Genomic DNA, 13465 nt, shown 5'->3' with positions numbered 1-13465 from the left:
ATCGCGGCCGACAGCCCGGCCGGGCCGCCGCCGACGATCACGACGTCGTATTCCATCGATTCGCGCGGGCCGTATTGTTCAATAAGAGAAACGTGGGACATGAACGTACAAGAAGGCAGGGATTAGCGTCCGACTGGCTCGATCGCGATCGAGATCAGGCGGGAGTCGAGTGCGTCGGACTGCAGGTCGAGTTCTTCGCTGCGGCCGTCGAGCCACAGGCCATGCATCGGCAGCAGGGTCTGGGTACTGAGCGACGCGCTGCTGAAGCGCCATTGGCCGGCCGCGCAAATCAGCAGATGCGTCGGCGCCGGCGTCACGCGGCGTGAATGCGTCGCCACGCTCACGGTGGCCCGGCAGGCCGCGCGGCGCGTCATCACGTTGAGGACGTGCGTAGGCCGTACGATGTCAGTCGTCCACACCGGCAAATCGCCGGGAAAGTACGCCGGCACGATCGGGTGCGCGACGAGATGCCCGTCCTGCGCGCGCAGTTCGACGCTCGAGTTGTCGACCGGCACGAGTATCCGGTCGACGCCCGGAAACTGCGAGAAGCGGGCCGATCCGTCGAGCGTTGCGAGACTGATACGCCAGTCCACGTTGCCGTCGGAGTCGATGCGGCTGGCGATCGTTCGCGTGACGCCCGCGCCGTTCGCCCAGGCTTCAGGCTCGACTTGCGCGCAATCGATAAACCGGACGGACGGGTAGTGCGACGCCGACGGTGCAGTCCCGCTGGAGGAACGTGGTGCAGGCACGCGCGGGACGCCGCCCTGCCCGGAATCCGGGTTCGTCATGCACCACCTCCGGCCTCGACGTGACGTTCGAGTGCAGCCATCACGTCGAACAGGTCCCCCACGAAGCCCACGTCCGCAAACGAGAAGATGGGCGCATCCGGATCCTTGTTGACGGCGACGATCAACTTCGAATCCTTCATGCCGGCCAGGTGCTGAACGGCGCCCGAGATCCCGAACGCGAGATAGGCGTTGGGGGCGACGGTCTTGCCGGTTTGCCCGACCTGGATCGCGTTCGGTGCGTAGCCGGCATCGACCGCGGCACGTGATGCGCCGAGGGCTGCGCCGACACGCGACGCGAGCGTGCCGAGCCGCGCCATGTTCTCGCTGGACGCGAGCCCACGCCCGCCGGACACGACGATCGGCGCATTCGCGAGATCGATGCCGGCTGTCTGGGCGCCGTTGCGTTCGATCAGCGTGGTCGCGGCGAATGCGGGCGGCGCATCCACGGAATCGATCGGTGCCGGTTCCGCTCGCGCGCCTGCCGCCGCGAACGACGATGCGCGCACGGTCGCAAAGGTCGTCTCGCGTGCGCTTTCGACGGTCGCGACGATGCTTCCCGCATACCAGCCACGCACGAAGCGCCCGTCGTTCGCAATGCCGGTGACGTCCGCGACGAACGCCGCACCGGTGAGCGCCGCGGCCCGCGGCAACGCATTCCGGCCCAGCGTGCGATGGGCGGCCGCGATCAGTGTGTAGCGCGACGCCAGCCCGGCCAGCAGCGCGGCGAGACTTTCTGGCGTGAGGGCGCCGGAAGCGTCTGGCAGATCGGGCCGGAGCACTTGGTCTATGCCGTCGATCAGCGCGGCTTCCGCAGCGGTCGCGGGATCGAGTACCAGCACGTCGACGGGATGCCGGCGTGCCGTTGCTGCGGTCACGACGCGCCGGACCGCGTCCGGCAGCGTATGGTCGGCCGCGGCTTCGGCAACAACGAGCGTTCTCATGCGCAGACTCCTGTATGGGCAAAGACGTTGTGCGCCGCGAGCGCGGCGATCAGTGCGTCGATGTCGGCAACGCGGTGACCCGAGCGCTGTACGGTGGGCTCGTCGAGTTGCACTGCGCGCGACGACGGTGCGAGGTCGACCGCGAATCGCGCGGCTGGAACGATTGCGAGCGGCTTCTGTTTCGCCTTGACGATGCTCGGCAGCGTCACGCGTCGCGGTTCGGCCAGGCGCAGGTCGGCGCTCACGACGGCGCGTCCGGTCAGCCGCCAGGTTGCGGTGCCGCTGTCGTCGCCGCATGTGACGCGCCAGCCGTCGCCCTCGGGTGCGAGAGCCGTCGCGTCGAGACCTTGCGGCCAGCCGAGCAGGCCGGCGAGCATGGGCGCGACGCCGCCGGTGTCGTCGTCGATCGCCTGCTTGCCGCAAAGCACGAGGTCGTAAGGCGACGTGCCGAGGTATGCGTGGAGCAACCGTGCGACGCCCAGCGAGTCGAGCGACGCGGCGACGTCGCCGGTGTCGATCAGGATCGCGTCGTCGGCACCCATGGCCAGGCCGGTGCGCAGCACGTCCTGGCAAGCGGCCGCGCCGCACGTGACCACGCTCACCTGGGCGGCATGGCCGGCCTCGCGCAGGCGCAGCGCCATCTCGAGTGCGCATTCGTCGAACGGGTTGATGGACATCTTGAGGCCGGTCGTCTCGATCGAGCCGGTTGAACCGACCCGCACGCGCACGTTCGGATCGACGACGCGCTTGACGGGCACCAGTATCTTCAGGGGCATGGGAATGTCTCGTCGAAAGGATGAAGATCAGGACACGGCGCCGAGGCCATACTTGCCGGTGAGCAAGGCGCCGGTCGCAAAGCGTTCGAGCGAGTAAGGGGCGAGCGACACGTCGGTCGGCTGTCCGAGCGCATGCTGTGCGAGCAGTTTGCCGATGCCGGGCGACAGCTTGAAGCCGTGGCCCGAGAAACCGAAGCCAACCACGAGTCCGTCGATGTCGCCGATGTTGCCAAGCACCGGGTTCCAGTCGGGGGTCACGTCGTAGACGCCGGTCCACGACGACGCGAGCCCGGCTGTCTCGTAGGCGGGAAAGCGTTCGGCGACCTGCGCACCGACTTCGGCGACGTAATCCAGCGAAATGTCGCCCTGTTCGGTTTCCGGCGCATTCAGCGTCTCGCCGACGACGCCCTCGGAGACCAGCATCTGGCTGCCGCCATAGCTGCGGTAATAGAGCATGCCGGGCGAGCCCAGGTCCTTGAACGCCGGCATCTGGAACGAATATCGTGCGTCGCACTCGAGCGCCAGCACGGTGTGCCGTTCCGGTTTCACGGGTAGCGGGACGTCGATCCAGCCGGACAGTTCCGGGGTCCAGATGTTCTGCGTACTGATCAGCGTGCCGCACATGAAGCGGCCGGCGCTCGTGTCGACGCCGACGATGCGGCGGCCGTCACGCACGACCCCTGTCACGGTCGTGCCTTCGAGAATCTTCACGCCGCGCCGGCGTGCCGATTTCGCGAAGCTAGTCGCGACGAGATAGGCGTCGGCGAAGCCCGCTTCCGGCTCGAAGCCGATCAGCGCCGCGTCGTCGAACCGTGCGATCGGCAGGCGGGCACGTGCGTCGTCCCGATCGAGCAACTGCACCTCGATGTCCATCGCGCGTTGCGCGTCGAGCGACGCGCGCAGCGGCTCGAGCTTCGCCCCCTCCGGCGCACAGATCATGTAGCCGCACTTGACGAGCCCGCACGACGCCTCGTCGTCGCCGACGTATTCGGCGAAGTTGTTGAAGGCCGACCACGACGAGCGCGCCAGCTCGACGTTCTGACGGACCGAATAATGCGTGCGCAGCAGGCCGGACGATTGCGACGTGGTGCCGGCGCCGATCATGCCCCGTTCAATGACGAGCACGTTGCGTGCGCCGAGCGACGCAAGATGATGCGCGACCGACGTGCCGATCACGCCGGCACCGATCACGATGAAGTCGAAGTGGCTCATGGCTTCCCTCTGGATGGACGACGTGCCGATTCTAGGGAGCCGCGGTGCCGCCGAATTTTGTATTAGGCAAACTTATGCAACGTGCCCGGAAGTGCTCATCCTGCGTCCGGGCAGGCCGAATCGGCGCACCATGCGTTCCGTATTGCCGGAATGGACGCCGCCGCCACTGGAGCCTCTATGCGACGCACCCTATCGCCCATCGACCTGCGTGCCCTGCAGGCCTTCGTCGCCGTGTGCGAGACCGGTTCGATGACCGCCGCGGCCAGGCGGATCGGGGTCAGCCAGAGCGCGATCAGCCAGGCGATTTCCGCCCTCGAGCGCGAACAGGGGACGGTGCTGTTCGATCGGGACAGCCGCCCGCCGCGCCCCAATCTCGCCGGCCGGGCATTGCTGGAACTGGCCGGCCCGCTGCTCGAGCATGCGCAGATGGTCAGCACGCGCGTCGGCGATGCGTCGGACGCGGGGCGGGTGCCCGTGCGGCTCGGCTGCGTCGACTCGTTCGCGGCGACGGTCGGCCCGGAACTGATTCGCGCGGTGTCGGGCACTTCGCGACAGATTTCGATGTGGTCCGGGATCACGCCGGGTTTGAGCAAGCAATTGCATGACCGGGAGATCGACGTCGCCGTATGTACGCAGACCACGCTCAGCGACGCGCGTATCGTCGAAGTCCCGTTGTTCTCCGAAGCATTCGTCGCGGTCGTCGCGCGCGCGCATCTGGCCGGGCGCCAGCAGGCCGACTGGCGAACGCTGGCCGCCGAACTGCCGTTGATCCGTTACACCGCACGTTCCGTGATCGGCCAGCAGGTCGAGCGGTTCGCGCGCCATCTCGGCATTGATAGCCCGAGGCGCTTCGAATTCGACGCGACGGATCCGCTGCTGAGCCTGGTTGCCGCCCGGCTCGGCTTCGCGATCTCGACGCCGCTGTGCCTGTGGCAGGCGCGCCATTACCTCGGCGACGTCGTGGTCGTGCCGCTGCCGGGTGGCCGGCTCGGCCGGCGCGATTTCTTTCTCCTGCACCGACAGGGCGAGTGGGAGGACTTCGTCACGGAGATCATCGAGCTGACGCGCGGCGTGCTCGACCATTCGATCCGGCCGGCGCTCGCGCGCGCCGTGCCGCAGTTACCCGAAGATGCATTGCTTTGATTCGTACGGAGTGCTCGATGAGTGACCTATACACGCTGCAACGCGGCGATGCGCCGCTGCTGATTTCGATTCCGCACCTGGGAACGGCGATACCCGCGCCGTTGCGCGACGCGTACACCGACCGCGCGCTGACACTCGCCGATACCGACTGGCACCTCGACCGACTGTACGCGTTCGCGGCCACGCTCGGCGCGACGATGCTCGGTGCGACGGTTTCGCGTTACGTGATCGACCTCAATCGTCCGTCGGACGACGAGAGCCTGTACCCCGGCCAGACGACGACGGGCTTGTGTCCGACCGAAACGTTTCGGGGCGAGCCCGTCTATCGCGAAGGATGCGAACCGGATGCGGCGGAGAAAGGTCGCCGGGTCGACGCATACTGGCAGCCGTACCACATGGCGCTGGCGGCCGAGCTGGCGCGGCTGCGCGAGCGTCACGGGCACGTGCTGCTTTGGGAAGCGCACTCGATCGCGAGCCTGCTGCCGCGGCTGTTCGACGGCAAGCTGCCCGACCTGAACATCGGCACGCAGGACGGCAGGACCGTCGCGCCGTCCGTGCAGGCCGCGGTCGAGCGCGAGGCTGCCGCAAGCCCGTTCACGTGGGTCGCCAACGGTCGCTTCAAGGGCGGCTTCATCACCCGCTCGTCCGGCCGGCCGTCACACGGCGTGCATGCGATCCAGCTGGAGATGTGCCAGTCGACCTACATGGACGAAGCTTTCCCGTTCGCCTACGACACCGAACGCGCGGCCCGCGTGCAGCCGACCGTGCGCCGGATGATCCGGGCGGCGCTGGATGCGCTGGCGGCACTGCCGCGGCTCGCAGCATAAGGAACGCTGATACATCTTCGTAATCAGGGTTCCCGTATCAGTGCGACGTTGCACCGAAGTTGGCGTGGCGCTGCACCCGCAGCACGCAGGGAGCGGGTTCTCACCCGCTGACGCACGGGTGTCATCTCGCCCGAAGTGTTTATTCACGGGAATCTTTGATTCCTGTAGATAAACCTGGCACGAGGCTTGCGTTATCTCTCGCGACGGGAGGGTCATTCGTCGGCAGGGGGGCCGTAGACGAAGATCGACAGGAACTGGATCGGGGTCTTGATCAGGCGTTCCGGGCCGTGCGGTACGTCGGCGCGGAACGTCAGGGTGTCGCCCGGATGCAGGATGTAGGTCTGCTGACCGTGCCGGTATTCGATCACGCCCTTGAGCATGTGGATGAACTCGGTGCCGGGATGCTCGAAGACGGGAAAGCGTTCCGCCTGGTCCTCCATCGTGATCAGGAACGGCTCGAAGGTTTTACGCGGACCCTGGTCGTAGGCGAGCAGATGGTAGGTGTGGCCGCTTTTCGTGCCTTTCCGGACGACTTCCATGCCAGCGCCCTTCTTCACGAGCTGGGCGCCGCCCTGCGGGACGTCGAAGTTGCGGAACAGCACGGCCATGGAGACGCCGAGCGCCTGGGCAATGCGGTGGAGTACGTCGAGACCGGTCGAGGTCTGTGCGTTTTCGATCTTCGACAGCATGCCGCGGCTGATGCCGGCCTGTTCGGCGACCTGGGCGATGGTCAGGCCGTGGCTCTGGCGAAGCTCGCGGATGGTCGACCCGAGATAGCGTTCGAGCGGGGTCTTGCTGTCGTCAGCGGTATGCATCGTCGACCTCGGCAAAAGGGGCAAGGGTAGCAGATTGTGGTACGCGCGCCGGCACGGTCGGGACCGCCGGCGTGCGCACCGCAAGTTTCATATGGAGAATTATTGTTTCACAACAATAAATCCCTTCGCATGCAGAAGGCGTGATCGCAGCGTACCGGACGCGGTGCTTGCCTCATGTCGCGCAATTGGGCCGCTCGCCAGCCGGGCGGATTCCACAAACCAGTGAACGCAGCAGTTGCAAGGAGAGACGATGAACCTGAACGATGCGAGCCCGTTGCCAGTCAACGCACTCGGAAGCGTACCGCGCTTCGATTCGGTGGACGAAGCGCAGACATACCTTGCGCAACACGGTGTGAAGTATGTGCTCGCGCAATTCGTCGACATTCACGGCGTGGCCAAGGCGAAATCGGTGCCGGTCGCGCATCTGGGCAGCGTGCTGACCGCGGGCGCGGGTTTCGCGGGCTTTGCGATCTGGGGTGTCGGCATCGAGCCGAACGGGCCGGACTACATGGCGGTCGGCGATCTCGCGACGCTGACGCCGGTGCCGTGGCAGTCCGGGCTTGCGCGCATCGCGTGCGACGGTCACGTCGACGGCGCACCGTGGGCGTTCGATTCACGCGTGACGCTGAAGAAGCAGGTTGCCCGCCTGACCGAGCGCGGATGGACGCTCTTTACCGGCCTCGAGCCCGAATTTTCGCTGCTGAAGCGCTCCGCGTCGGGCACGCTCGAGCCTTGCGATCCGAGCGATACGCTGGCGAAGCCCTGCTACGACTACAAGGGGCTGTCCCGCACGCGCGTGTTCCTGGAAAAGCTCACCGAATCGCTGCGCGCGGTCGGCATCGACGTCTACCAGATCGACCACGAGGACGCGAACGGGCAGTTCGAGATCAACTACACGTATACCGACTGCCTGACGTCGTGCGATCACTACGTGTTCTTCAAGATGGCCGCGTCGGAAATCGCGAACGAGCTCGGGATGATCTGTTCGTTCATGCCGAAACCCTTCGCGAACCGCCCGGGCAACGGCATGCACATGCACATGTCGATCGGCGACGGCAAGCGCAACCTGTTCGCCGACGCCGACGATACGCTCGGCATGGGCCTGTCGGCACTCGGCTACCGGTTCACGGCGGGCCTGCTCGCGCATGCGTCCGCGCTGGCGGCGCTCTGCAACCCGACGGTGAACTCGTACAAGCGCCTCGTCGTCGGGCGCTCGCTGACCGGCGCGACCTGGGCGCCGGCCTACATCAGCTACGGCGACAACAATCGCTCGACCATGGTGCGGATGCCAGGCGGCCGGATCGAACTGCGTCTGCCGGACGGCGCATGCAACCCGTATCTCGCGACGGCGGCCGTGATCGCCGCCGGGCTCGACGGCATCGACCGCGACCTGTCGCCGGGTGCGCCGGCGAACGAGAACCTGTACGAGTGGCCTGCGCAGAAACTTCGCGACCACGGCATCGGCGTGCTGCCGCAAAACCTTGGCGAGGCGCTCGACGCGCTCGAGGCCGACCGGACGATCTGCGATGCGCTCGGGCCGGTGGTCGACGAGTTCATCAAGCTCAAGCGAATGGAGTGGCTGGAATACATGCGCCACGTATCGGACTGGGAAATCAAGCAGTACGTCGAATTTTTCTGAGGAGCAGGCAACATGTGTGGAATCGTAGGATTGCTGGTCAAGACGCCGGCGTTGCGCGACCGGCTCGGCGAGCTGATGGTGCCGATGCTGATCGGCATGACCGAACGTGGCCCGGATTCGGCCGGTCTCGCGGTGTTCGGCGACGCGGTCGAGCCGGACCAGCGCAAGCTGAGCCTGTACTCGGGCTTTACGGATGAAGGCGAGCATTTTCCGTGGGACGTGCTGCTCGATCGGCTGAAGGCGTCCGTCGACGCCGCGGCGCGTGTCGATGCGAAGGGAAACCACGCGGTGCTGACCGTCCACGCGCAGGCCGACACGGTCAGGCACTGGCTGAACGAGCATTACCCGCGCGTGTACCTGCTGTCGGCCGGGCGCTCGATCGACCTGTACAAGGACATCGGCCTGCCCGCGGAGATCGCCGCGCGTTACGCGTTCGGCGGCCTCAAGGGCTCTCACCTGGTCGGCCATACGAGGATGGCGACCGAGTCCGCGGTGACGCCGGATCGCGCACATCCGTTTACGGCCGGCGAGGACTTCTGCCTGGTCCACAACGGCTCGCTGTCGAACCCTTACGGCGTGCGCCGGAAGCTGGAGCCGAAGGGCATTCATTTCGATACCGACAACGACACGGAGGCGGCGTGCCGCTTCCTCGAATGGCGACTGCGCGAGGGCGACACGCTGCCGGTCGCACTGCAGAAGGGCTTCGAGGAGCTCGATGGCTTCTACACGTTCCTGATGGGGACGCCCACCGAGCTGGCGCTGATTCGCGACCCGTTCGCATGCAAGCCGGCCGTCGTCGCCGAGAACGACGACTATGTCGCGATCGCGTCGGAATTTCGCTCGCTCGCGCATCTGCCGGACATCAGGAACGCCAAGGTATTCGAACCCGCACCCGAGGAGATGTACGTATGGAACGCATGACATTCGACCTTGAGCACGCAACCGTCAGGGACGTCAACCAGTACCTGCACGGCAGCGCGGACGTGCTCGACGGGCAGGCGATCGTCGTGGCCTCGCCGAACGGTGCGCACAACATCGCGGTCGGCGTGGACGCCGACGTGACCGTGACGATCGATGGCCACGCCGGCTATTACGCCGGCGGCATGAACCAGCGCGCGACGATCGTCATCGAGGGCAGCGCCGGGACCGGCGTCGCGGAAAACATGATGAGCGGCAAGGTGCACGTGAAGGGTTTCGCGTCGAACGGCGCGGGTGCCTCCGCGCACGGCGGGCTGCTCGTGATCGATGGCGATGCCGGGTTGCGTTGCGGCATCTCGCTGAAAGGCGGCGACATCGTCGTCGGCGGGTCGGTCGGCAGTTTCTCCGCATTCATGGCCCAGGCGGGCCGGATGGTGATTTGCGGCGACGCGGGCGACGCACTGGGCGATTCGCTCTACGAAGCGGTGCTCTACGTGAAGGGTGAAGTGAAGTCGCTCGGCGCGGACGCACGGTTCGAGCCGATGGCCGACGCGGACTTCAGTGCCGTCGCGGCGCTGCTCGATGCGGCCGGGCTCGACCACGATCCGCGCGCGTTCAGGCGCATCGCTTCGGCCCGCACGCTCTACCACTGGAACGCCGACGCGAACCAGGAATATTGAATCCACGCTCCATCGAGGCAACGCCATGGAAGTCAAACCCATTCATTTCGCCCGCTTGCAGCAGGAAGAGTCGTACGGCTACGACCGCAAGACGATCGACTACATCCACACGGCCGCCCAACGCGGCCTGTACGAGATTCGCGGCCTCGGGGCGAAGCGTCACGTACCGCACTTCGACGATCTGCTGTTCCTCGGTGCTTCGCTTTCGCGTTACCCGCTCGAAGGATATCGCGAGAAGTGCACGACGCAGACCGTGCTCGGCACGCGCTTCGCGAAGAAGCCCATCGTGCTCGACATCCCGATCACGGTGGCCGGGATGAGCTTCGGCGCGCTGTCGGCGAACGTCAAGGAAGCGCTCGGCCGCGCGGCGACGGCGGCCGGCACGTCGACGACGACCGGCGACGGCGGGATGACGCAGGAGGAGCGCCGTTCGTCGAAGACGCTCGTCTACCAGTGCCTGCCGTCGCGCTACGGCTTCAATCCCGACGACGTGCGCCGCGCCGATGCGATCGAGGTCGTGATCGGGCAGGGTGCGAAGCCGGGCGGCGGCGGCATGCTGCTCGGACAGAAGGTCAATCCGCGCGTGGCGTCGATGCGCACGCTCCCGGCGGGCGTCGACCAGCGCTCGGCGAGCCGCCATCCGGACTGGACCGGCCCGGACGATCTCGCGATCAAGATCCAGGAACTGCGCGAGATCACCGACTGGGAAAAGCCGATCTACGTGAAGGTCGGGGCAACGCGCACGTTCAACGACGTGAAGCTCGCGGTGCATGCGGGCGCGGATGTCGTCGTGGTCGACGGGATGCAGGGCGGCACGGCGGCAACCCAGACCTGCTTCATCGAGAACGTGGGCATTCCGACGCTGGCGGCGGTCCGTCAGGCCGTCGCCGCGCTCGAGGACCTGAACATGAAGGGGCAGGTTCAACTGATCGTGTCGGGCGGCATTCGCACCGGTGCGGACGTCGCCAAGGCGCTCGCGCTCGGCGCGGATGCCGTCGCGATCGGCCAGGGGGTGCTGATGGCGCTCGGCTGCAACAGCGAATCGTACTTCCAGGACGGCACGCTGCATTCGGCTGCGGCAGATTACGCGGCGCTGCATACGTCGCCGGGTTTCTGCCACCACTGTCATACCGGCAAGTGTCCGGTGGGCGTGACGACGCAGGACGCGGTGCTCGAGAAGCGTCTCGAGCCGGAAGAGGGGGCGCGTCGTGTGCGCAATTACCTGAAGACGCTGAACATGGAGCTGACCACCATCGCGCGCGCCTGCGGCAAGCAGAACGTTCATCACCTGGAGCCGGAAGATCTCGTCGCGCTGACGGTCGAGGCGGCCGCGATGGCGCGCGTGCCGCTGGCCGGCACGTCGTGGATTCCGGGCGAGCGGTCATGACCGCGGTGTGACGGTGCGCGCGACATGGCGCCGCGCAGTAGCGGGCGGCGTCATGTCGTCGGTCGCTTCAGACGCCGCGACCCGCTCGGTGCCTCCGTGCGGTGTCGCGGTCATTCCCGATTTTGCTGGTTCGTCATCGGTTATCGCGTGCATCGCGGGGCGGTGCATGCCTTGCTTCGAGGAAACGACATGAAAAAGACGATTGGCTGGATTCTGTGCGCGTGGCTCGCATTGCTGGCGCTACCCGTGTTCGCGGACGACAAGGTGGCGGCGGTGCCGGTGCCGAACAAGGGCGACACCGCGTGGATGATCGTCGCGACGCTGCTCGTCGTGATGATGGCGGCACCCGGGCTCGGCCTTTTCTACGGCGGAATGGTGCGGGCGAAGAACATGCTGTCGATCCTGATGCAGACGCTCGTGGTGTTCTGCCTGCTCGGCGTTCTGTGGGCGGTATACGGTTACAGCATCGCGTTCACCGAAGGCAACGCGTTCTTCGGCGGGCTCTCGAAGGCGTTCCTGGTCGGCATCACGCCGGATTCGACCGCCGCGACCTTCAGCAAGGGCGTCGTCATTCCGGAGTTCATCTACGTGTCGTTCCAGCTGACGTTCGCCGCGATCACGCCCGCGCTGATCGTGGGGGGCATCGCCGAACGCGCGAAATTCTCCGCGGTGCTGGCGTTCATGGTGCTGTGGTTCACCTTCTCGTACCTGCCGATTGCGCACATGGTCTGGTACTGGGCGGGCCCGGACGCTTACACGAGCGCCGCGGCGGCCGACAAGGCCGGCGCGACGGCCGGCTTCTTGTTCCAGAAGGGCGCGATCGATTTCGCAGGCGGCACCGTGGTGCATATCAATGCAGGCATCGCGGCGCTGGTCGGCGCGATCATGATCGGCAAGCGGGCGGGGTTCGGCAGGGAGACGATGGCGCCGCACAATCTGACGATGACGATGATCGGCGGGTCGCTGCTGTGGGTCGGCTGGTTCGGATTCAATGTGGGCTCCGCGCTCGAGGCAAGCGGCGCGGCCACGCTCGCATTCGTCACGACGCTTTTGGCGACCTGTGCGGCGACGGTGTCGTGGACCTTCGTCGAATGGTCGCTGAAGAAGAAGCCGTCCATGCTCGGCGCGGTGTCCGGCGCGATCGCGGGGCTGGTCGTGATCACCCCGGCATGTGGGTTCGTCGGGCCGATGGGCGCGATCGCGATGGGGTTGATCGCAGGCATCGTCTGCTATTGGGGCGTCAACGGGCTCAAGCGCCTTCTCGGTGTCGACGATTCGCTCGACGTATTCGGCGTCCACTGCATCGGCGGCATCGCGGGTGCGCTGCTCACCGGGGTATTCGCGTCGCCGTCGCTGGGCGGAACCGGGATCTACGACTACGTGGGGAACAAGGTCGCCGACTACCACATCGGCGAGCAACTGATTGCGCAGTGCTGGGGCGTCGGGACCTCGCTCGTGTGGTCCGCGGTCGTGTCGGTTGCCGCATTCAAGCTGGTCGACATGACGATCGGTCTGCGTGTCGACGGTGAGCGCGAACGTGAGGGTCTCGACGTCAGTTCGCACGGGGAGACGGCTTACCATTCGTGACGATCGCGTAGCCGCAAGCGCGCATTGTGCGCCGGTTCGCCGTCCCTATCCGGGGCGGTTGAACTGCATCGGTTGTCAAACGGGGCGGCGGGATCGATTAAGGGAGAGCATCGACGGATGACTGAATTCGGCGGCAATTCGTCGTTCATCTCTCTGCCCGACGAACGCTTCGATTGCCAGCGCTCCAGTACGGAAGTTACTTGCCGTGCTCCTCCCATACCTTCGACCATGAACGAATCGCCTCGAGATTCGTACGGATATCACACAGTACGCCGTCGGCACCCTGGGGATGAAATTGATGTCTGCGAACGCTGTAGAAGTCCTGGGCGAGCATCCTGATGTTACCTACCCTGTCGGCGCAGTAGCCGCAGCGAGCACGAATGCGACCATGCAGAAGCTCGAGTTGTTCCAGGGCCGAAGGGTTTGGAGCAGCGAGATCGTTTTCGCGAAAAATTTCTTCTATCTCGGCTGCGACGTCGCGAATGATTTCAGATGTCTTCATGGAAAGCTTTATCCATAACACCGTGGGCGTTAGCTAGGTAAGATTGGTGCAAATGGGATTTAACAAAGTATAACGTTTCGATCGCGCCATTTTCTTTTTTTCAAAAAATAAGTCGCTGGTAGCCCGGATTTTCGTCGGCACCACTATTGGCGTCTAATGCGAGTTATTTGGCGCATTTCGATAATGATTAACTGCAATGCAAATCCCATAATGAAGTAACGGGAATTTATGAAAACCGCGCCATGGGGAA

13 protein-coding genes are annotated in these 13465 nt (G+C 65.6%); 7 read left to right on the top strand and 6 right to left on the bottom strand.

What is annotated here, in order from left to right; translation table 11 throughout:
* Positions 1–122: 122 nt before the first annotated feature.
* Genes DID98_RS19685 through DID98_RS19670 form a run of 4 tightly spaced genes read right to left on the bottom strand, consistent with a single transcriptional unit; the run spans position 123 to position 3717 of the window.
* On the bottom strand, positions 123–788 hold the full coding sequence (locus tag DID98_RS19685) for a HutD family protein (RefSeq protein ID WP_124571257.1): 666 nt from the start codon (positions 786–788) through the stop codon (positions 123–125).
* On the bottom strand, positions 785–1729 hold the full coding sequence (locus DID98_RS19680; protein WP_124571256.1) for an electron transfer flavoprotein subunit alpha/FixB family protein: 945 nt from the start codon (positions 1727–1729) through the stop codon (positions 785–787). Before DID98_RS19680 ends, DID98_RS19685 begins: the two co-directional genes overlap by 4 nt.
* Positions 1726–2505, bottom strand: a complete 780-nt coding sequence (locus DID98_RS19675; RefSeq protein WP_124571255.1) for an electron transfer flavoprotein subunit beta/FixA family protein — start codon at positions 2503–2505, stop codon at positions 1726–1728. Before DID98_RS19675 ends, DID98_RS19680 begins: the two co-directional genes overlap by 4 nt.
* 27 nt (positions 2506–2532) lie before the next feature.
* The gene (locus DID98_RS19670; RefSeq protein WP_124521269.1) at positions 2533–3717 is read right to left on the bottom strand and encodes an FAD-binding oxidoreductase; all 1185 of its coding nucleotides are present in this window, start codon (positions 3715–3717) and stop codon (positions 2533–2535) included.
* A 177-nt stretch (positions 3718–3894) separates the two neighbouring features.
* On the opposite strand from DID98_RS19670, the gene DID98_RS19665 reads away from it, so the two are divergent.
* Complete coding sequence (locus DID98_RS19665; protein WP_124488118.1) at positions 3895–4860, top strand: LysR family transcriptional regulator; 966 nt, start codon at positions 3895–3897, stop codon at positions 4858–4860.
* A 17-nt stretch (positions 4861–4877) separates the two neighbouring features.
* Positions 4878–5687, top strand: coding sequence for an N-formylglutamate deformylase (gene hutG / locus DID98_RS19660; RefSeq protein WP_124488098.1), 810 nt, complete (start codon positions 4878–4880; stop codon positions 5685–5687).
* A 212-nt stretch (positions 5688–5899) separates the two neighbouring features.
* On the opposite strand, the gene DID98_RS19655 is transcribed toward hutG, so the two are convergent.
* Positions 5900–6502, bottom strand: coding sequence for a helix-turn-helix domain-containing protein (locus DID98_RS19655; RefSeq protein WP_124488097.1), 603 nt, complete (start codon positions 6500–6502; stop codon positions 5900–5902).
* A gap of 250 nt (positions 6503–6752) precedes the next feature.
* Here DID98_RS19655 and glnT point away from each other — a divergent pair, with 250 nt between their 5' ends.
* The 5 genes from glnT (at position 6753) to DID98_RS19630 (ending at position 12713) form a co-directional block, all read left to right on the top strand.
* Positions 6753–8141 carry a type III glutamate--ammonia ligase gene (glnT, locus tag DID98_RS19650; RefSeq protein WP_185640876.1) on the top strand — a complete coding sequence of 463 codons (1389 nt, stop codon included), beginning with the start codon at positions 6753–6755 and terminating at the stop codon, positions 8139–8141.
* 12 nt (positions 8142–8153) lie between these two features.
* Entirely contained in the window at positions 8154–9062 is a 909-nt protein-coding gene (locus DID98_RS19645) for a class II glutamine amidotransferase (protein ID WP_124488096.1), read from the top strand.
* Positions 9050–9739: a protein glxC gene (locus DID98_RS19640; RefSeq protein WP_124488095.1), complete on the top strand. Its 690-nt coding sequence runs from the start codon at positions 9050–9052 to the stop codon at positions 9737–9739. Before DID98_RS19645 ends, DID98_RS19640 begins: the two co-directional genes overlap by 13 nt.
* Positions 9740–9764: 25 nt before the next feature.
* The gene (locus tag DID98_RS19635) at positions 9765–11126 is read left to right on the top strand and encodes an FMN-binding glutamate synthase family protein (protein ID WP_124571254.1); all 1362 of its coding nucleotides are present in this window, start codon (positions 9765–9767) and stop codon (positions 11124–11126) included.
* 189 nt (positions 11127–11315) lie between these two features.
* A complete protein-coding gene (locus DID98_RS19630) occupies positions 11316–12713 on the top strand; it encodes an ammonium transporter (protein WP_124488094.1) in 1398 nt (465 codons plus the stop codon).
* Between the two features lie 196 nt (positions 12714–12909).
* Here DID98_RS19630 and DID98_RS36330 read toward each other — a convergent pair whose 3' ends face one another.
* The gene (locus tag DID98_RS36330) at positions 12910–13215 is read right to left on the bottom strand and encodes a hypothetical protein (RefSeq protein ID WP_260428098.1); all 306 of its coding nucleotides are present in this window, start codon (positions 13213–13215) and stop codon (positions 12910–12912) included.
* Positions 13216–13465 lie beyond the last annotated feature (250 nt).

Source organism: Burkholderia sp. Bp8984 (assembly GCF_003853755.1).
Classification (GTDB): Bacteria; Pseudomonadota; Gammaproteobacteria; order Burkholderiales; family Burkholderiaceae; genus Burkholderia.
This window is presented reverse-complemented; position numbering and strand designations above follow the sequence as displayed.